This is a genomic window from Actinophytocola algeriensis (assembly GCF_014203735.1).
GTDB classification, from domain to species: domain Bacteria; phylum Actinomycetota; class Actinomycetes; order Mycobacteriales; family Pseudonocardiaceae; genus Actinophytocola; species Actinophytocola algeriensis.
In genome coordinates, this window is the sequence record NZ_JACHJQ010000006.1 from 596,460 (window position 1) to 615,064 (window position 18,605).

At 72.6% G+C, this 18,605-nt stretch carries 17 protein-coding genes; 7 read left to right on the plus strand and 10 right to left on the minus strand.

All coding sequences use genetic code 11. The features are described 5' to 3' along the window. A complete protein-coding gene (locus FHR82_RS29645; RefSeq protein ID WP_184813844.1) occupies positions 1-459 on the minus strand; it encodes a carboxymuconolactone decarboxylase family protein in 459 nt (152 codons plus the stop codon). A gap of 590 nt (positions 460-1,049) precedes the next feature. Here FHR82_RS29645 and sigJ point away from each other — a divergent pair. The 5 genes from sigJ to ligD (FHR82_RS29670) are packed head-to-tail and all read left to right on the plus strand — an operon-like array spanning position 1,050 to position 5,477. Further along, complete coding sequence (gene sigJ / locus FHR82_RS29650) at positions 1,050-1,928, plus strand: RNA polymerase sigma factor SigJ (RefSeq protein ID WP_184813845.1); 879 nt, start codon at positions 1,050-1,052, stop codon at positions 1,926-1,928. A gap of 60 nt (positions 1,929-1,988) precedes the next feature. Next, positions 1,989-3,098, plus strand: a complete 1,110-nt coding sequence (locus FHR82_RS29655) for an Rv2629 family ribosome hibernation factor (RefSeq protein WP_184813846.1) — start codon at positions 1,989-1,991, stop codon at positions 3,096-3,098. Then, a complete protein-coding gene (locus FHR82_RS29660) occupies positions 3,095-3,673 on the plus strand; it encodes a DNA polymerase ligase N-terminal domain-containing protein (protein ID WP_184813847.1) in 579 nt (192 codons plus the stop codon). The genes FHR82_RS29655 and FHR82_RS29660 overlap by 4 nt, the downstream gene beginning before the upstream one ends. Before the next feature lie 14 nt (positions 3,674-3,687). Next, positions 3,688-4,605, plus strand: coding sequence for a non-homologous end-joining DNA ligase (gene ligD, locus FHR82_RS29665; RefSeq protein ID WP_184814152.1), 918 nt, complete (start codon positions 3,688-3,690; stop codon positions 4,603-4,605). Continuing rightward, positions 4,602-5,477 carry a non-homologous end-joining DNA ligase gene (ligD, locus tag FHR82_RS29670; RefSeq protein WP_184813848.1) on the plus strand — a complete coding sequence of 292 codons (876 nt, stop codon included), beginning with the start codon at positions 4,602-4,604 and terminating at the stop codon, positions 5,475-5,477. Before ligD (FHR82_RS29665) ends, ligD (FHR82_RS29670) begins: the two co-directional genes overlap by 4 nt. A gap of 131 nt (positions 5,478-5,608) precedes the next feature. On the opposite strand, the gene FHR82_RS29675 is transcribed toward ligD (FHR82_RS29670), so the two are convergent. The 3 genes from FHR82_RS29675 to FHR82_RS29685 all read right to left on the minus strand — a co-directional run bounded on the left by FHR82_RS29675 (position 5,609) and on the right by FHR82_RS29685 (position 8,736). Then, positions 5,609-6,577 carry a cation diffusion facilitator family transporter gene (locus FHR82_RS29675; protein ID WP_184813849.1) on the minus strand — a complete coding sequence of 323 codons (969 nt, stop codon included), beginning with the start codon at positions 6,575-6,577 and terminating at the stop codon, positions 5,609-5,611. 137 nt (positions 6,578-6,714) lie between these two features. After that, complete coding sequence (locus tag FHR82_RS29680; protein WP_184813850.1) at positions 6,715-7,782, minus strand: tartrate dehydrogenase; 1,068 nt, start codon at positions 7,780-7,782, stop codon at positions 6,715-6,717. An 84-nt stretch (positions 7,783-7,866) separates the two neighbouring features. Continuing rightward, positions 7,867-8,736, minus strand: a complete 870-nt coding sequence (locus FHR82_RS29685) for a LysR family transcriptional regulator (protein WP_184813851.1) — start codon at positions 8,734-8,736, stop codon at positions 7,867-7,869. Positions 8,737-8,899: 163 nt separating this feature from the next. On the opposite strand from FHR82_RS29685, the gene FHR82_RS47675 reads away from it, so the two are divergent. Together FHR82_RS47675 and FHR82_RS29695 are read left to right on the plus strand one after the other, a co-directional pair. Continuing rightward, positions 8,900-11,572 carry an ATP-binding protein gene (locus FHR82_RS47675; RefSeq protein WP_184813852.1) on the plus strand — a complete coding sequence of 891 codons (2,673 nt, stop codon included), beginning with the start codon at positions 8,900-8,902 and terminating at the stop codon, positions 11,570-11,572. After that, a complete protein-coding gene (locus tag FHR82_RS29695; protein WP_184813853.1) occupies positions 11,573-12,772 on the plus strand; it encodes a D-arabinono-1,4-lactone oxidase in 1,200 nt (399 codons plus the stop codon). Positions 12,773-12,987: 215 nt separating this feature from the next. On the opposite strand, the gene FHR82_RS29700 is transcribed toward FHR82_RS29695, so the two are convergent. From FHR82_RS29700 to FHR82_RS29725, 6 genes are all read right to left on the minus strand, one after another. Further along, on the minus strand, positions 12,988-13,647 hold the full coding sequence (locus FHR82_RS29700) for a DedA family protein (protein ID WP_184813854.1): 660 nt from the start codon (positions 13,645-13,647) through the stop codon (positions 12,988-12,990). Further along, positions 13,644-14,705, minus strand: a complete 1,062-nt coding sequence (locus tag FHR82_RS29705; protein WP_184813855.1) for an alpha/beta hydrolase family protein — start codon at positions 14,703-14,705, stop codon at positions 13,644-13,646. Before FHR82_RS29705 ends, FHR82_RS29700 begins: the two co-directional genes overlap by 4 nt. 68 nt (positions 14,706-14,773) lie before the next feature. Continuing rightward, the gene (locus FHR82_RS29710; protein ID WP_184813856.1) at positions 14,774-15,421 is read right to left on the minus strand and encodes a response regulator; all 648 of its coding nucleotides are present in this window, start codon (positions 15,419-15,421) and stop codon (positions 14,774-14,776) included. Continuing rightward, the gene (locus tag FHR82_RS29715; protein WP_184813857.1) at positions 15,418-16,824 is read right to left on the minus strand and encodes a sensor histidine kinase; all 1,407 of its coding nucleotides are present in this window, start codon (positions 16,822-16,824) and stop codon (positions 15,418-15,420) included. The genes FHR82_RS29710 and FHR82_RS29715 overlap by 4 nt, the downstream gene beginning before the upstream one ends. 98 nt (positions 16,825-16,922) lie before the next feature. Beyond that, positions 16,923-17,084 (minus strand): hypothetical protein, encoded by a 162-nt coding sequence (locus FHR82_RS47680; protein WP_184813858.1) that lies wholly within the window; start codon positions 17,082-17,084, stop codon positions 16,923-16,925. Beyond that, positions 17,081-18,553, minus strand: coding sequence for an FAD-dependent oxidoreductase (locus FHR82_RS29725; RefSeq protein ID WP_184813859.1), 1,473 nt, complete (start codon positions 18,551-18,553; stop codon positions 17,081-17,083). Before FHR82_RS29725 ends, FHR82_RS47680 begins: the two co-directional genes overlap by 4 nt. Between the last annotated feature and the right edge of the window lie 52 nt (positions 18,554-18,605).

An 18,605-nucleotide genomic window follows, 5' to 3' on the forward strand; every position in this document is an offset into this window, starting at 1 on the left:
TCAGCTCCAGACCGTTCCCGCGGGCTCTTTGACCGTGGCGTTGAGCCGGTTGAAGAAGTTGGTCGTGGCGATCCAGAGGGTCAACGCGGCCAGCTGCTCCTCGTCGTAGTGCTTGGTCAGCTCGGCCCACAGCTCGTCCGGCACCGCGTCGGCGTTCAGGTCGGCGAGCCGCGTCACGTGCTCGGCGAGCGAGAGCGCCGCCCGCTCGGCGTCGTCGAAGCAGGGCGCCTCCCGCCACGCGCTCACCGCCCACAGCTTCTCCCCGCCGGCGGCGGCGTTCTTGCCCTGGGACGCCATCCAGACGCACGCGCTGCAACCGTTGATCTGGCTGGCACGCAGGTGCACCAGCTCGAGCGTGGTGCCGGGCAGCCCGGTCGAGTTGGCGGCCTTGACCAGGTGCTTCACCCCGGTCGCCACCTCGGGCAACACCGTGGCGGGGTTCTTCATCCGTGCCTGCACGGTTTCCTCCTCGGAACATCGGTCACTGTCACCAGCCCTGACGAATCCCACGGCGCGGATGTGACCGCCGCTGGTCACCCGATGTCCTGAGCGTCTTTCAGGGCATCGCACCGCCCCCGAGCTATGTGTCCACTTGCGTTGGCCGGGGTGGGTTCGTGGTTTGTCCTCGCCGGACGGGCTTTTGCCTCCGGCGGCTCTTCGCCGGAGGGGCAGGTCTCCGGGATGGCTCCCTGGGTTGGCATCTTCGGTGGCTTGGCATGGGTCGGTCTGCCTGGTGTGGTTCGGGGCTTGCGCCCCCCGGCGCCCCCGGCGTCTCCCGCACCCTCACGACATCCCGTTGTGCCGTGAAAGGCGCTTTCACGGCGTTGGCCATGCCGTGAAGGCGCGTTTAGGGCGCTCAACGTCCTCAACGCGCCTTTTCACAGCGCTGGCGATGTCCTGAACGCGCCTTTCACGGCATACCAGCCCCATCCCGGCACAGCGATCACCGTCGACTTGGCCGGGCCCGGCAAACGCCGGTGGACACCGCACCAGCGGTCACACTGAGCGCGTGAGATCCGTCAGTGCTATGACGACATGACGGAGGACTGATGGACGACAACGACTGGCTCGCCGAGCGGTTCGAGGGGCACCGTGCGCATCTGCGGGCCGTGGCGTACCGGATGCTGGGGTCGCTCACCGAGGCGGACGACGCGGTGCAGGAGGCCTGGCTGCGACTGTCCAGAACGGACACGGGGGACGTCGCGAACCTCGGCGGCTGGCTGACCACCGTCGTGGGGCGGGTGTGTCTGGACATGCTGCGGTCGCGGCGGTCGCGGAAGGAGGAGCCCGCCGGGCCGCACCTGCCGGACCCCGTGGTCGGGCGGGCCGACGGGTTCGACCCCGAGCACCAGGCGCTGCTCGCGAACTCCGTCGGGCTCGCGCTGCTGGTCGTGCTGGACACGCTCGACCCGGCCGAGCGGCTCGCGTTCGTGCTGCACGACATGTTCGCCCTGCCCTACGACGAGATCGCGCCGATCGTCGGGCGGTCGCCCACCGCGACGCGGCAGCTCGCGAGCCGGGCCCGGCGACGGGTGCAGGGTGCGCCGACCACGCCGGACCCCGACCTCACCCGCCAGCGCGCGGTGGTCGACGCGTTCTTCGCGGCCGCCAGGGACGGCGACTTCGAGGGGCTCGTCGCCGTGCTCGATCCCGAGGTGGTGCTGCGGGCCGACGGCGGCGCCATGCCCCCCGGTACGACGCGGATCGTGCGCGGAGCGGCGGCCGTGGCCGGGCAGGCGTTCACGTTCCGGGCGTCCGGGCAGGCCGGGATCCCGGAGCCCGCGCTGGTCAACGGCGCGGCGGGCATGGTCGTCCGGCGCGATGGCCGCCCGCAGGTCGTGTTCGGGTTCACCGTGGTCGACGGGCGGATCGTCGAGATCGACATCCTCGCGGACCCCGAAAGGGTGGCCCACCTGGTGCTGGAATGACACTGGAATGACGCCAGGGCGAGTGGGTACCCGGTGCACCGGACCGGAAGGAGGCGCACCATGAACATCGGTGAGCTGCGCGAGGTACTGGCGCACCGGGGCCCGTTCGCCACCGTTCACCTGGACGGGTCACACGACACCGAGAACGCCGCACACGAGCAGGAGCTGCGCTGGCGTGCGGCCCGCGCGGAACTGGCGGAGAAGGGCGCGGACGAGGACTCGCTGACCGCACTGGACGACGCCGTGCGGAACGCGCCGCCCGCCGAGGGCCGGGCTGGCAGGCTGCTGATCGCCGCGGGTGGCGAGGTGCTGCTGGACCGCACGCTCGCGGGCCCGCCACCCGCACCCGTCACCCGGGTGGGGACCTGTCCGTACCTGCTACCGCTCGTCGAACTTGACACCGGTCAGGTGCCGCACGTCGCCGCGCGGGTCGACAAGGTCGGCGCGGACGTGCGCGCGGTCGACGCCGACGGGCTGGTGCGCAGCGAGCACGCCACCGAGGGGGAGGACCACCCGGTGCACAAGGTCCGCGGCGGCGGCTGGTCGCACCTGCACATCCAGCACAGCGCCGAGGAGACCGTGCACCGCAACGTCCGCAAGGTCGCCGAGGAACTCGCGCGGCTGGTCGACGAGGTCGGTGCCCGGCTGCTGGTCGTCGCGGGTGAGCCGCACGTGGTCGCGGAGCTGCGGGAGGAGCTGCCGCCGCGCTGCCGGGAGATCCTGGCCGAGCCGTCGGGGCGGCGCGAGGGCGGGTCCGCGGACTTCGACCGGATCGTCGCGAGCCTCGCCACCGAACGGGCGCGGACCGAGCAGGACTCGATCGTCGAGGAGTTCCGCGCCGCCCTGGCCGCCGACCGCGGACTGGCCGTGCAGGGACTGGCCGAGACGACCAGCGCGCTGCGTGAGGGCAACGCGGCCGCGGTCGTGATCAGCGACCCGACACTGCACGACGCCACGCTGTGGACGAGCGACGAGCCGAGGTCGGTGGCGCTGACCGAGGACGAGCTGCGTGCCGTCGGCGCGGAGCACATCGACCGGGTGCGGGCCGACGAGGCGCTGCCCGCCGCCGCGCTCATGGTCGGCGCCGAGCTGGTCAGCGCGGCTGACGTGCGGGGCGAGCCCGTGCTGGTGCGGGACGGCATCGGTGTGCTGCTGCGTCACCGGCCATGAGCAAGGACAAGCTGACCGAGTACCGGTCGAAACGGGACACCGCGGCGTCCGGCGAGCCTGCCGGCCGTCGCGGGAAGAAGGACGGCGGCGACCTGTTCGTCGTGCAACGCCATGACGCGTCCACACTGCACTTCGACTTCCGGCTGGAGGTCGGCGGCGTGCTGGTCTCGTGGTCCGTCCCGAAAGGACCGTCACTGGACCCGCGCGACAAGCGGCTCGCGGTGCGCACCGAGGACCACCCGGTGGATTACGCCGGCTTCGAGGGCCGGATCGGCGAGGGGTACGGCAAGGGCACGGTCGTCGTCTGGGACACCGGCACCTACCGCAACCTGACGGGCGTCAGCTCGGACGAACCGGTCGCCATGGCCAAGGCGGTCGAGGACGGGCACCTGACGGTGTGGCTCGACGGCGAGAAGCTGTCCGGCGCGTTCTCGCTGACCCGGACCGGGACCGGCAGGCAGGAGAAGTGGATCCTCGTCAAGAAGGACGACGACGGCGCGGACCGGCGGGCGAAACCGGCACGCACGAAGCCGGAGTCGGTGCTGTCCGGGCACGTGAACGAGGACTTCGAGTGAACGCGCCGAAGGCCATGCTCGCCACCCTCACCGATCGCCGGTTCTCCTCGGACAACTGGCTGTTCGAGCGCAAGCTGGACGGCGTGCGCGCACTGTCCGAACGCGACGGTGGTGCGGTGAAGCTGTGGTCCCGCAACGAGAAGCGGATCGACGGCAGCTTCCCGGAGCTGGCAGAGGCGCTGGCGTCGCGCGGTGCGCCGCGGTTCGTCGCGGACGGTGAGATCGTCGCGTTCGACGGTTCGCAGACCAGTTTCGCCGCACTGCAGCCACGCATCCACCTGACCGGCCAGGAACGCATCGAAGCGACCGGGGTGCGGGTGTTCTACTACGTGTTCGACCTGCTGTCGTTCGAAGGTGAGGAGCTGCGGAGCACGCCGCTGCGGGAACGCAAGCGGCTCCTGCGCCACGCGTTCAGGTTCACCGACCCGCTGCGGCTGTCGGCACATCGCCTCGGCCACGGCGAGGAGTACTACCAGCGGGCGTGCGCACGCGGCTGGGAGGGCCTGATCGCGAAACGCGCCGACTCGCTGTACCAGCCGGGCCGGTCGACCGACTGGCTCAAGTTCAAGTGCGTGCGCGACCAGGAGTTCGTGGTCGGCGGGTTCACCGACCCGAAGGGGGCACGGTCGGGGTTCGGCGCGCTGCTGGTCGGCTACTACGACGGCGACCGGTTGCGGTACGCGGGCAAGGTCGGCACCGGGTACAACCAGAAGGTGCTGCGCTCGCTGCGGGAGCGGATGGGTGCGCTGGAGACCGACGCCAGCCCGTTCGCGGACCGGGTGCGCGAACCGGCCGCGCACTGGGTCGCGCCGGAACTGGTGGCACAGATCGGGTTCACCGAGTGGACCACGGACGGCAGGTTGCGGCACCCCCGGTTCACGGGACTGCGCAACGACAAGTCACCAACCGAGGTGGTGCGGGAGACGTCATGAACCCCGACGATGTCGAACTGTCGAACCTGGACAAGCCGTTCTTCCCGGATGCCGGCTTGTCCAAGGGGGACGTGATCGCGCACTACCGGAAGGTGGCGGACCAGATGGTGCCGCACCTGACGGGACGCCCGCTGACGATGCGCCGTTACCCCGACGGCATCGGCGGCGGCGGGTTCTTCCAGAAGGACGCGTCGGACCACTTCCCGGACTGGGTGCGGGTCGAGGAGGTACCGCAACGCCAGGGCGGCACGATCCACCACGTGGTGTGCGACGACGCGGCCACCCTGGTGTACCTGGCCAACCAGGCGACGATCGAGTTCCACATCTGGCTGTCCACAATGGATGCGCTGGAGCACCCGGACCGCCTGGTGATCGACATCGACCCACCGCAGGGCGTGCCGGTCCGGGTGCTGCGGGACGTGGCGCGCCGCCTGGCGTCCCTGTACCGGGAGGTCGGCCTGACCCCGTACGTGCAGGCGACCGGCGGGCGCGGTTTCCACGTGGCGGCGCCGCTGGACCGGAGCGCCGACTACGAGGAGACCCGGGAACTGTCGCTGGCGCTGGCCGACCACGTGGCCGCCCGCGACCCGGACCTGCTGACCACCGCACAACGCAAGAACAAACGCGGCGACCGCATCTTCCTCGACGTCAACCGAAACGCCTACGGGCAGACGTTCGTGGCCCCGTACACGCTGCGCGCCCGCCCGACGGCCGGTGTGGCAACCCCGCTGACGTGGGACGAGCTGAGCCGCACGGAACCGGACGGCTTCACCCCGGCCCGAATCGCCCGCCGCCGCAAGAAGGACCCGTGGCAAGACATGGACGACCACGCGGCCTCGGTGTCGAAGGCACGCAAGGCACTGGCGGACTAACGCTCACCGGGTCCGGCCGCCGACCGTGATGGCGAGCCGGATGGGCTGGCGGCGCCGCGAAAGGCGCGCGGGGGCGCCCCACACCACACCGTGCAGAAACCGCGAAGACAAAGCACACAGTGGACAAGCGACTACACGTCGCCGTACCGAGCCAGAACGCGCGCCCGCAGCTCAGGATCCGTCCGAGGCACCGGTTCGAGGAAGATCTCGTCCAGGTCGGGGAACCGCGCACGCAGCTCCCCCGCGATCCGCACGCACGCGATCTCGAGGTCCGCCGCCGTCAGGTCGTCCGCGAAGTCCAGCCGGGCGCACATCAGCACCTGGTCGGTGCCCGTCACCATCGTGAGCAGGTCGACCACGACCTCGACCTCCGGCTCGGCGGCCAGCATCTCCCGCGCACCGCGGACGATCGCCGGGTCGGCCTGCCTGCCGATGAGCAGCCCCAGGTTGGTGCGCCCCAGCAGGTACGCGACCCCCGCCAGCAGCACGCCGATCAGCACCGACGCCAACCCGTCCCACAGCGAGTCGCCGGTCACGTCGTGCAGTGCGAGGCCACCGAACGCGAGCAGGATGCCCACCAGTGCGGCACTGTCCTCGTAGAACACGGTCTTGACCGTCGGGTCGTCGATCAGGTTCAGGTAGCGGCGCACGGAGCGGTTCTGCTCCGCCGCCTCCGTGCGCAGCTGCTTCACCGCGCGCAGCCACGACGTGCCCTCCAGCACGAACGCGAGCCCCAGCACGGCGTAGCCGACCAGGGGGCTCGTCTGCTCCTCCGGCTCGCCGAACACGGTCTTGAACCCCACGTAGAACGCGAACAGCGCACCGGAGGTGAAAATGGACACCGCGGCCATCAGCGACCAGAAGTACCGCTCCTTGCCGTACCCGAACGGGTGCGCGCGGTCGGCCGGCCGTGATGACCGGCGCAGCGCGGTGAGCAGCAGTGCCTCGGTGAACGTGTCCGCCACCGAGTGCCCCGCCTCGGCCAGCATCGCGGCGGAACCGGTGATGACACCCGCGATCAGCTTCAGCACCGCGATCGCGAAGTTCGCACCCAGCGCCACCAGCACGGTCAGCTTGCTCTCGGACTTCTCCTCCGCCACACCAGGACACTAACGCGCCCTGCGGACCTTCGCGGGTGAGTCCTGGACTGATCAGCAGCCACCTCAGGGGAACGTGACGGCACTCAGCCACCAACCGCCTCCGGTCCGCCGCTGGTGCCGGGTCGGGACCAACACTTTCACGTGCGGGGAGGCGGAAGAGTGTCGAGCACCGCCGTCGTGAACTCGTCCGTGGACGCGGTGCCGCCGAGATCCCGGGTGCGCACCGGCGAGTTCGCCAGGACAGCGGTCACCGCCGCGAGGACTTCCGCGCCCGCTTCCGGGTGGCCGAGGTGGTCGAGCATCATCGACGCGGACCAGATCGCACCGAGCGGGTTCGCGACGCCCTGGCCCGCGATGTCCGGCGCCGAGCCGTGCACGGGCTCGAACATCGACGGGAACTCGCCGGACGGGTCGATGTTCCCCGCGGGCGCGATGCCGATGCTGCCCGCGACGGCGGCCGCCAGGTCGGAGAGGATGTCGCCGAACAGGTTCGAACCGACGATCACGTCGAACCGCGACGGGTCCAGCACGACCTTCGCGACGAGCGCGTCGATGTGTTCCTGCCGCCACTCCACGTTCGGGTGCCGCGCTCCTGCCTCGACGACCAGTTCGTCCCAGAACGGCATCGTGTGCACGATTCCGTTGGACTTCGTGGCGGACGTGACGTGGCCGCGGCGCGTCGCCGCGAGGTCGAACGCGTAGTCGAGGATCCGGGTGACGCCCGGCCGGGTGAAGATCGCCTCCTGCACGGCCATCTCGTCGGGGAAGCCGCGGTTGAACCGGCCGCCGACCTCCGAGTACTCGCCCTCGACGTTCTCCCGCACCACCACGAAGTCCATGCCGGGCACCGCGCCGAGGACCGGGGTCGGCACGCCCTCGAAGACCCTGATCGGCCGCAGGTTCACGTACTGCCGGAACTGGCGGCGGATGGGGATGAGCAGCCCCCACAGCGACACGTGGTCCGGCACGCCGGGCCAGCCGACCGCGCCGAGCAGGATCGCGTCGTGGTGGCGGATACGGTCCAGGCCGTCGGCGGGCATCATCGCGCCCTCGGCGAGGTAGCGCGTGCACGACCAGTCGAACTCGTCGTAGCGGAACGTGACGCCGTGGCGGGCGCCGACGCGGTCGAGGACGGCGACGGCGGGTGGCAGCACCTCGGCGCCGATGCCGTCGCCGGGGATGAGGGCGATGCGGTGGTCGGTCATGACATGGAGTGAATCCGACGGCGACCGATCGTGGCCAAGACCGGTTCCCTGTCGGACTGACAGGCAGTGCCTATCAGAGCGGGCCTATCCGGGCAGGAACGCGGCGGCGGCCGGGCTGAGCCTGCCGTCGCGGTGCACCAGGCAGACCCGAAGCACCTCGTCGCCCGCGAGGTCCCGCACGACCGCACCCGCCGACCGCGCCAGCTCCCGCCACGACTCGGACAGCACCGCGACCCCGACCCGCGCCAGCACGAGCGGCAGCACCGCCTCCCGGTGCTCGATCTCGACCGCGATCCGCGACCCCCGGGAACGGCGCAGGATCTCGTCGGCGACGCGGCGCATGCCGGTACCGGGCTGGCCGACGATCAGCCGCTGCCCGGCCAGCGCGTCCGAAGACACCGGCGCACCGGCGGCGGGCAGGTCCGCCTCCGTGGCCGCGACCAGCACGAACGCCTGCGTCTCCAGCTGGTGGACGGTCAGCCCGGCCAGCTCGGGCCCGAGGCTGGGCGCGCCGAGGACCCCCAGCTCGGCCGACCCCGCGCGGACCGCCGCGATCACCTCCGGCGGCGTCGCCGCCGCCCGCACGGACACCTCGACCAGCGGGTACTCGGCGCGGAACCGGCTGATCATCGGCGCGAGCGGGCTCACGGCCTGCGACGGCATGGACGCGATCACCAGCCGCCCGGACCGCAGCCCGTGCACGGCCTCGACCGTCGCGCGCGCCAGCTCGACACCGCGCAGCACCTCGCGGGCCGGGTCGATCAGCCGCTCGCCGGCCGGGGTGAGCACGAGCCTGCGGCCGGTGCGGTGGAACAGGTCGGTGCCGAGGTCGCGTTCGAGCGCCCGCAACGCCTGCGAGACCGACGGCTGCGCCACGAACAGTTCCTGAGCCGCCCGGTGCACGCTGCCGTGATCGACGATCGCGAGGAAGTACTGCAGCTGGCGCACATCCATAGGAGGAGGCTATGGGCGGACCGTCATCTAGGACATACTGCACCGCGTGGCGCGGGTGTCGGTGCCGGAACTGGTGGGGCGGCGAGCCGAGCTCGCCGCCCTCGCGGCCTGCGGGGCCTCTTCGTGGAGCTTGCGGAACGAACATCAGGCACAGTCGTGGAGCTTGCGGAACGAACATCAAGCGCAGTCGGACATCCGGCTCGTGCTGGTCGACGGCGACGCGGGGGTGGGCAAGACGCGGCTGGTCCGGGCCTTCGCACAGGGGACCGGTGCGACCGTGCTGACGGGCGGTTGCCTGCAGTTCGAGGCCGACATCCCGTACGCGCCGTTCGTCGAGGCGCTCCCCCACCTGTTCACCGGCGCGATGAGCACGGCCGCGGGCGACCGGGCCACCGAGTACCGCAGGATCGCCGACGCGGTCCGCGCCGCCGGTGAGCGGGTGGTGCTGGTGCTCGAGGACCTGCACTGGGCCGACGCCGCCACCCGTGACCTGCTGTTGTTCCTGCACCGGGCGCTCTCCGCCGCGCCCGTGCTGATCATCGCCACCTGCCGGGCCGACGAGGTGCCGGCACACCACCCGGTCGCGGCGCTGGTCGCGGAGCTGTCCAGGTCCCCGCACGCCACCCGCATCCACCTGCCGCCGCTGGACCGCGCCGGGGTGGCGGCACTCGCCGCCGGCGTGCTCGGCGCGGCGCCGCCGGACGAGCTGGTCGACACGCTCATGGCCCGCGCGGAGGGCAACCCGTTCTTCACCGAGGAGCTGCTGGCCGCGGGCAACACCGTGCCGCGCACGGTCCGCGAGATCATCGTGACCCGCATGGCCCGGTTGTCCGGACCCGCTCAGCACCTGGCGCGGCTCGCGTCGGTGGTCGGCAGGACGGTGCCGCACGACCTGCTCGCCGCGCTGGTGCCGCGGGACCTGGACGTCGCGGTCCGCGACCTGGTCGACCACGGCCAGCTGGTGATCGTCGAACCCGACGCGTACGCGTTCCGGCACGCGCTGATCCACGAGGCGCTGTACCGGGAGCTGCTGCCGGGTGAGCGGCGGCAGGCACACGCGGCGGTCGCCCGCAGCCTCACCGCGCACCCCGAGCTGGCCATGTCGCAGGCCGCCGAGCTGGCGCACCACTGGGACGCCGCAGGCGAGGCCGAACCCGCGCTGGCCGCCGCGGTGCGGGCGGCGACCGGCGCGTCCGACGGCCACGCCCCGGCCGCCGCGCACGCCCACTACGAGCGGGCGCTGCGCCGCTGGCCGGACGTCGCCGGTCCCGAGGCGGTGACCGGCATCGACCACGACACGCTGCTCGAACGGGCCGCCGAGGCCGCGAGCCTCGCGGGCCACAACCAGCGCGCGGTGGAGCTGACCCGGCAGCGCCTGGCCGCCCTGCGCGACCCGGAACGCGTGGCGCAGGCCTACGAACAGCTCTCCTACCAGGCCCGCAGCGCCGGCAACTGGGAGCTGGCGCGGCACGCGAGCGCCGAGACCGTGCGGCTGCTGCCGCCGCACTCGCCCGCCCGGCTGCGGGTGGAGTCGTGGCAGATGATGCTGGCGATGCTGGGCGCGCGGTACCTGGACGCGGTGGGCCACGCGGAGCGGATCCTGCCCCAGGCGAGCGAGGACGCCGACGACCTGGTGCCCCGCAACCGCGCGCTGACCGTGCTCGGCACCGGGCACGTCATGCTCGGGCACGTCGACGAGGGCACCGGGTTCCTGGCGCGGCACCGCGAGTTCGGCGCGCGGACCGGGGTGCCGAGGTTCGTCGGAGTGGGGTACGTGAACACGGCGGAGAGCCTGATCTGGGCGGACCGGCACGACGAGGCGCTCGCGCTCGCCCGCGACGGCATCGAGCGGGCGGGTGAGCTGGGGTTCGCGATCTACCTGCTGCCGATCGTGGGCAACGCGGTCCGGGCGCTCGCCGAGCTGTCCCGGTGGGACGAGGCGCTCGACACCTCCGCCGATCCCGACGACCCGGCCGCCGACCCGTTCAACTGGATCTTCGTGGACCTGCCGCGCGCGGAGGTCCTGCTGCGGCGCGGAGAACTCGCCGCGGCGACCGCGCTGCTGGACCGGGCGGGCGCGGTGCTCGACGGCCAGGACGACGCCCAGTACGGCACCGAGCTGGCCCACCTGCGGGGACGGCTCGCGGGTGCGGAGGGCAGGCACGCGGACGGGCTGGCGGCGGTCCGCGGCGGGCTCGAGATCGCGTTGTCGGCGCACGACATGTGGCTGGTGGCACGGCTCGTGGCGACCGGGGTGTGGCTGGCGGCCTGCGTCGAGGACGAGGCGACCGCCGACGAACTGCTGGCGGCGGGCCGGGCACACCGGGAGTCGCTCGAGGCCAGGGGTGCGGTGGCGCTGCCGCGCACACTGCGGGCCGTGGCGCTGGCGGAGGCGGAACGCGGCCGGCTGGACCCGGCGGCGTGGGCGGCGGTCGACGGCGGTCCGGACCGGTACCTGACCGCCTACGCGCGGTTCCGCGCGGCCGAGTCCCTGTTGGCCACCAAGGGATCCCGCGCCAGAGCGGCCGAGCTGCTGGCGTCGGCGGCCTCGACGGCGGCGGCTCTCGCCGCCGCGCCACTGGCCGGTGTGATCACCGCGCTGAGCGAGCGAGCCCGGCTCGCGCCGCCGACCGCACCGCCCGCGCTCGGCCTGACCGCCCGCGAGGCGGAGATCTTCTCCCTGGTGGGGCAAGGGAAAACGAACGCGGAGATCGCGGCGGAGCTGTTCATCAGCACCAAGACGGCGAGCGTGCACGTCTCGAACATCCTGCGGAAGCTCGGGGTCAGGAGCAGGATCCAGGCGGCCGCACTGGCACACAGACGGGAGCAGTCCTAAGTGGAGCAGAACTGGGCCGGCAACATCGCATACCAGGCACGGGAGGTGGCGCGCCCCCGGTCGGTCGACGCGCTGCGGCAGCTGGTCGCGGACCGGGACCGGGTGCGCGCGCTGGGCTCGCGGCACTCGTTCAACGACCTCGCCGACGGTCAGGGCACGCTGGTGTCGCTGGAGGAGATGCCCGACGAGATCGTCGTGACCGGACAGCAGGTGTCGGTGCCCGCCGGTGTCCGGTACGGGGTGCTGGCGGAGTTCCTGGCCGAGCGCGGGCTCGCGCTGCCGAACATGGCGTCACTGCCGCACATCTCGGTGGCGGGCGCGATCGCCACCGCCACCCACGGCTCCGGCGACGGCAACGGCTGCCTGTCGACGGCGGTGGCCGGGCTGGAGCTCGTGACGTCCTCAGGCGGGCTGCGCACGTTGTGGCGCGGCGATCCGGAGTTCGCAGGCAGCGTGGTGGCGCTCGGCGCGCTCGGCGTGATCACGCGGGTGACACTGGACGTGCGGCCGGCTTTCGAGGTGCGGCAACAGGTCTACCCGTCAGTGCCGTGGTCCACTGTGGCCGGTGAGCTGGCGGAGGTGTTCGCGAGCGGGTACAGCGTCAGCGTGTTCACCGACTGGGTCGGGCCCGCGCAGGTGTGGGTGAAGAGCCTCGACCCGGTGGCACTCCCGTACACCCCGGCCGACGGCCCGGTGCACATGCTGCCGGGCGAGTCGGTGGCGGCGGTGACCGAGCAGGGCGGTGTGCCGGGGCCGTGGCTGGACCGGTTGCCGCACTTCAGGTTGGGGCACAAGCCGAGCGCCGGCGCGGAGCTGCAGAGCGAGTACCTGCTGCCGCGTGATTCGGCGCCGGAAGCGCTGGCCAGGCTGCGGGAGATGGGGCCGAGGATCGCACCGCTGCTGCAGATCACGGAGCTGCGCACGGTGGCAGCGGACACCCTGTGGCTGTCCCCGGCCGGTGGCCGGGACGTGCTGGGCATCCACTTCACGTGGAAGCTGGACGTCCCCGGCGTGACGGGGTTGCTGCCCGACATCGAGGCGGTGCTGCTGCCGCTGGGCGCCCGCCCGCACTGGGGGAAGCTGTTCCACACCAGCGAGATCAGCACGCTGTACCCGAGGTGGACGGACTTCCTCGAGCTGCGCGCCCACCACGACCCGAAGGGCAAGTTCACGAACCCGTTCCTGGACCGCCTGACGTGACGTTCTGTCTCTGCTGCGATGCCACGAGGGGGCCCTCGGGACGCTCGGTGCGATGAAGGACCCCTTCGTAACGTTCGGCGCGATGAAGGACCCCTTCGTAACGTCCGGCGCGATGAAGGACCCCTTCGTAACGTCCGGCGTGATGAAGGACCCCTTCGTTGCGCTCGACGCGACGAAGGACCCCTTCATCACGTCCGCCTCCACCGGCAGGACCGTCAATCGCCGGAACTCTCGGCCCCCTCCCGTACGCCGGCAACCGGGGGCCGGAGGCCACCGCCCCTGCGGCGCCGCACCAGCAGCACCACGGCCACCCCGGCCACGAGCACCGCCGCCAGCGCCCAGCTGCCGCGGCCCACCCAGTCCTCCACCTGCCGCGCCGCCTCCCCGGCCGCCGCGCCGATGCCGATGTGCAGCGCGCACCACGCGGTCGCGCCCACCGCCACCGCGGGCAGGAACCGCCGGAACGGCAGCCCCGACGCACCCGCCGCGGCAGGCACCAGCGTCCGCAGCACCGGCAGGAAGATCGCCACGAGCACGGCCCACGCCCCGCGCCGCCGCAGCACGTCACTCGCCCGGTCCCACGCCTTGGCCCCGTGCCTGCGCACCACCGCCGTCTGCCGCAGCCTCGGCCCGTACCGCCGCCCGAGCCAGTACCCGACCGCGTCGCCCCCGACCGCGCACACCGAAGTGACCAGCCACATCACCACGAACCGCGGCGGTGACACCGCGGTCGTGCCCAGCACGAACAGCCCCGTCTCACCAGGGGCGACGAACCCGAGCCCCAGCGTCGTCTCGCCGAACACCAGCAGACCGGCCACCGCCACCACCCCCGCGGGTGGCAGCGCGGCGAGCCAGTCGAGGAAGTCCGCGATCACGGGACGATCCGCACGTCCGGGTGCGCGGCCCGGTCGAACACCGTGGTCGGCTTCCCGCGCAGGTGCAGGTCGAAGAACGCGGCCACGTACATCCGTTGCGCCGCAAGGCTTTCGCGCGGACCGACGGTGCCGATGGCGCTCGTGTGATCACCGTCGAGCTGCGGCAGCAACACCTGCGCGTCCGTGAAGCTCATGTGCTCGGCCTCCGGCAGGTACACGTCGCGCTTCCAGCCGGTCGACGCCGCCCAGAACGAACCCCAGTCGTCGCTGTGCGCGTGGTTGTGCGGCACCCCCCTGCTCAACCCGCCACCCATCAACATGAACGGCCGCGTCACGCCCCGGACCGCCGCCTGCCCCGCGCTCGGCGGCATGCTGCCGTCGAGGTTCACCCCGGCGTCCACCCGCGCGTCGGTCACCATCGTCTCCGCGGCCGCGAACCCGCCCATCGAGTGCCCGAGCATCCCGACCCTGGACAGGTCCAGTGACGGGAACGCAGCCAGCTCGTCGAGCACGAAACCGATGTCCCGCACGCGTTCCCGCACCGCCTCACCACCGTCCACACCGGACTTCGGCGGCTCGTAGCGGTCGGGGAACCGCACCGGGCCGGTCGGCGTGTGGTCGACGCTCACCACGACGTAACCTCGGCTCACGAGGTCCTCGACGAGCGTCGTGCCGAGGAACCGCGACTGGTTGCCGCCCGGCGAGTACAGGATCACCGGCCCGCGTCCCGGCAGCGGCCGCGCGCCGGTGCGCGAGTGCGTGAGGATGCCGGAGAACGAACCGTCCCGCGCGCCTGCCTGCCGGTCGTAGAACGCGGCGATCTCGGGCGGGAACTGCATGACCCGCCTGCCGTCACGGGCCGCGGGGTACGACAGCGACACCATCAGCTCGCGCGGCTGTCCCGTCCACGGGTCGGTGCGGTCGCGGTCGACGAGGTGCACCTCCCGCGTCCCGACGGGGTGGTGCCCGGTCGGCCCTGGCAGCTGGAGGGCTGGTGACGCTCCGGCGGCCGGCATGAGCCCGGCCGCCAGCGCCACGGCGATCATCAACGTCTTCATGCCACCAGCGTCGTCACGGCGACCGGCCGGGGCATCGGCCGATCGGCAACGGCCGCACTAGCCGAAAGTCATACGAGCCCGGCCTCGTGGGCGACGATCGCCGCCTGCACCCGGTTCGCCACCCCGAGGCGGCGCAGGATCGACGTGACGAACACCTTCACCGTGCCCTCCACGACGTGCAGCCTGCGGGCGATCTCGGCGTTGGGCAGCCCGGCGCCCACCAGCGCCAGCACTTCCTTCTCCCGCGCGGTCAGCCCGGCGACCAGCCCGCGCGCCCGCGCAGCACTGGCCAGCCGGTCGCCGCTGACCTGCTGGATCACCCGGTGCGCGACCTTCGGCGACAGGAACGCGGCGCCTTCGGCGACGGCGCGGATACCGGCGAACAGGTCCCGAGGGTCGCCGGTCTTGAGCAGGAACCCGCGTGCGCCGCCGGCGAGAGCGGCGGCGATGTGCTCGTCGGCGGAGAACGTGGTCAGCATCAGCACACCGACGTCCGGCAGCGTGCGGGCCAGCTCGGCGGCCGCACCGAGCCCGTCGAGCACCGGCATCACGATGTCGAGCAGCACGACGTCCGGCCGGTGGGCGGCGGCCAACTCGACGGCCACCCGCCCGTTCTCGGCCTCGGCGACGACCTCGAACTCGGGGTCCGCCGCGAGCACGGCCCGGATACCGGCCCGCACCAGCGGTTCGTCGTCGGCGAGGAGAACCCGGATCATCGCGGGACCGTTTCCTTGAGCACGAGCCTGCCGTCGACGAAGCACAGCCGGTAGAAGAGGCGGTCGTCGGTCTGGACCGTGGCCCAGTAGTGCGCGCAGTCGGCGCCGCGCGGTGGTGCCGGCAGTGCGCGTTCCGGGTCGCCGAGGATCTGGAAGCTGGGCAGGTCGACATCCTCGCGAGGCTGTCCGATGTAGAGCCTCTCGTACACACCGTCGTCGAGCCGGTTGTCGGCACCGACGAGGCCGTACACGGTGATCCCCAGCACGACGACGACCCCGGCGGCGGCCAGCGGCACCCGGACGAGGCGCCACACCCGAGGCCGCTCCCTGGACCGCGGGACGGTGACGTCGTGCGGCACGACGGCGGTGAGCACGAACCGCCCGTCCCGCACCCCGGCATCGAGCCGGGCGACCTCCGCACGCAGCGCGGCGAGCCCCAACCCGTTGCCCCGCCCGGCTCCCGTGCCGGCAAGCCCGTTCTCGACGGTCACGGTGGTCCCGGCCGCGCCACGCTCGACGAGCACGCTGACGGGCTCCCCTGGCGCGTGTCGTCCCGCGTTGGTGAGCCCTTCCCGCACGACCCGGTACACGACCCCGGCCACCGCGTCCGGCGGCGCGACGGCCATCGTCAGGTCGACCGCCTGCCCGGCAGCGGTGGCACGGGCGACGAGCGCGGTGAGGTCGGTGTCCTCTGGCTCCCCGAGCAGCCCGACGATCTCGTGCAGGCGCTCGGTGGCGGCGGCGATCCCGGCCCGCACCTCCCCGGCCTTGGCGCGGAAGCCGTCGTCGAGGCTGGGCGCGACCTCGAGCGCGGCGGCGCGCAGCGCGACGAGTCCCAGCTCGTGCCCCAGGGAGTCGTGCATCTCGCGTGCGATGCGGTTGCGTTCCACGGCCGCCACCCGCGCGATCCCGGCGGCGCGCAGTTCGATGCGCTGGCGCCGGTACCGCCCGGCGAGCCAGGGCAACCCGAAGACGAGGAGCAGGACGAGAACGAGCACGAACCAGTCGTAGAGCCCGAAGAGCACCCCGAACTCGCCGCGCTCGAACACGTCGACGGCGACGCCGACCGGGAGCCCGGCGAGCAGGCCGCCCGCGAGCACCGCCCCGACCGGCCGTGCCTGGCCGAGCCGCCGTCCGGCGAGATACCCGAACACGGCGGCGGCGGCGAACGGCCACCCCCGGACCGGACTGGTGGCGATGGGTGACAGCACGAGTGAGGGGACCACGGCCCCGACTACGGAGAGCGACACGACGAGAAGGGGAAACCGCCGAAACGCCACCACGGCCCCGCCGACGACGGCGAGGCTCAGAACCAGTTCGCCCCACCGCCACCCGCCGAGCTCGACGGCGAGCGGGAGGGCGATGAGCAGGAAGGGAATGGCGGTCCCACGCCACCGGCTCACCGGCCCTCCGCGGCGATGTGGACGAGGTCAGCCATGCCCCGCACCCTATCGTGACCGAACGTCAACACCGGCGGTCCGGCAGGGGCTGCGGGTGCCGGTCAGCTCGGACCAGCAGGTCCCAGCGGGTCGGGTTCGGACGGTGGCCTCGGGTCCGGGCCGGGGGGCACCGGCGGCTGGGGCGGGTCCGTCGGGCCGGGGTCCGGGGTCGGCTCGCCGGGCTCGGGAAGTGGCTCGGGCTTGGGCAGGATCGGCTCGGTCATCGTTCTTCCTTTCCGTTCACCCGGCGCAGCGGGTGCACCGCCGGACCCTGGATCACCTGACCGTCCACATCGAACCGGGAGCCGTGGCACGGGCAGTCCCAGGTGCGTTCCGCGTTGTTGAACGCCACCAGGCAGCCGAGGTGCGTGCAGTGCGCGCGCACGGCGTGCAGGGCCCCGCTCTCGTCGCGGTAGGCGGCGACCGTCGAGGTCACCCTGGCCTCGCCAGGGCGCAGGTTCGCCAGGCCGGGTTTGGCCAGCGCACGCACGTGGTCGCCCGCGAGGAACTTCGCCACCGTCGCGTTGGCGGTCACCATCCCGGCGGCGGCCCGCACCGAGAAGCGGTTCGGGTCGTACAGGTCCGCGTACTCGTTGTCCTCCCCCGCCACCAGGTCGCGCAGCAGCATGCCCGCCGCGGTGCCACCGGTCATGCCCCACTGGCCGAAGCCGGTCGCGACCCACAGGTGCGACGCCCTCGGGTGGTAGCGGCCCACGTACGGCACACTGTCCACAGTGGACATGTCGTGTGCCGACCAGCGGTAGCGGACCTCGGTCAGCCCCACGTGCTCACGGGCCCACGCCGCCAGCTTGGCGAAGCGGGCGTTGACGTCGACGTGGTCCCCGACCCGGTAGTGCTCGCCGCCGACGACGACCTGCCTGCCGTCGGGTGTGGGCACCGCGCGGACCGAGTGGTGGGTCCTGGCGTCCAGGTACGTCCCGGTGACCTCCCGGCTCGCGGGCCCGGCGACGACCAGGTCACGCGTCGGTTCCAGCCGGGCGAAGAAGAGGCCGCGGTCGAAGATCGGGTAGTGCGTCGCGACGACCACGTCCTTCGCCCGCACCGAGCCCGCGGTGGTCCGCACGATCGACGGGTCGCCTTCGCGGAGGCCGGTGGCGCGGACGCCCTCGATGATCTGCCCGCCGTCGGCCTCGGTCAGCTGGGCGAGGCCGAGCAGCCACTTGCGCGGGTGGAACTGCGCCTGCCCGCGGAACCGCACGGCACCCACGGCTCCGAGCGGCGGGTCGATCGTGTCCACGTACTCGGCCGGGAGCCCGGCGGCCACCGCGGCGGCGACCTCGGCACGCAGCTCCGGCAACTGGGCGGGATCGGTCGTGTGGACGTGGCTGTCGGTGCGCTCGAGGTCGCAGTCGATGCCGTTGTCCGCCGCCGTGGCGAAGACCCATTCCAGCGCGGCGAGCTGGCTCCCGCCGTACCGGGCCGCGGCGTCGCCGATGCGGTGGTAGATCAGCTCGTGCTGCGCGGTGAGCTTCGCGGTCGTGTGGCCGGAGACCCCGCCGCCGATCTCGTGCGCCTCCAGCACCAGGACGGACCGGCCGGTCCGGGCGAGGAGGTACGCGGTGGTCAGGCCCGCTATGCCGGCACCGAGGACCACGACGTCGGCGGCGGTGGGCAGTGGCGGCTGCCTGCGGGCCGTCCCCTGCGTGGTGTCGAGCCACAGTGAGCGGGTCATGCGGGCGGAATATCCAGGTCACCGGATGGCTAAACGGACACCGGGTGGGTAG

Excerpts from the sequence above, each read along its gene's own strand:
- sigJ (WP_184813845.1), top strand. The coding sequence starts at position 1,050 with ATGGACGACAACGACTGGCTCGCCGAGCGGTTCGAGGGGCACCGTGCG.
- FHR82_RS29655 (WP_184813846.1), top strand. The coding sequence starts at position 1,989 with ATGAACATCGGTGAGCTGCGCGAGGTACTGGCGCACCGGGGCCCGTTC.
- FHR82_RS29660 (WP_184813847.1), top strand. The coding sequence starts at position 3,095 with ATGAGCAAGGACAAGCTGACCGAGTACCGGTCGAAACGGGACACCGCG.
- ligD (WP_184814152.1), top strand. The coding sequence starts at position 3,688 with ATGCTCGCCACCCTCACCGATCGCCGGTTCTCCTCGGACAACTGGCTG.
- ligD (WP_184813848.1), top strand. The coding sequence starts at position 4,602 with ATGAACCCCGACGATGTCGAACTGTCGAACCTGGACAAGCCGTTCTTC.
- FHR82_RS29680 (WP_184813850.1), bottom strand. The coding sequence starts at position 7,782 with ATGACCGACCACCGCATCGCCCTCATCCCCGGCGACGGCATCGGCGCC.
- FHR82_RS29685 (WP_184813851.1), bottom strand. The coding sequence starts at position 8,736 with ATGGATGTGCGCCAGCTGCAGTACTTCCTCGCGATCGTCGATCACGGC.
- FHR82_RS29705 (WP_184813855.1), bottom strand. The coding sequence starts at position 14,705 with ATGAAGACGTTGATGATCGCCGTGGCGCTGGCGGCCGGGCTCATGCCG.
- FHR82_RS29710 (WP_184813856.1), bottom strand. The coding sequence starts at position 15,421 with ATGATCCGGGTTCTCCTCGCCGACGACGAACCGCTGGTGCGGGCCGGT.
- FHR82_RS47680 (WP_184813858.1), bottom strand. The coding sequence starts at position 17,084 with ATGACCGAGCCGATCCTGCCCAAGCCCGAGCCACTTCCCGAGCCCGGC.
- FHR82_RS29725 (WP_184813859.1), bottom strand. The coding sequence starts at position 18,553 with ATGACCCGCTCACTGTGGCTCGACACCACGCAGGGGACGGCCCGCAGG.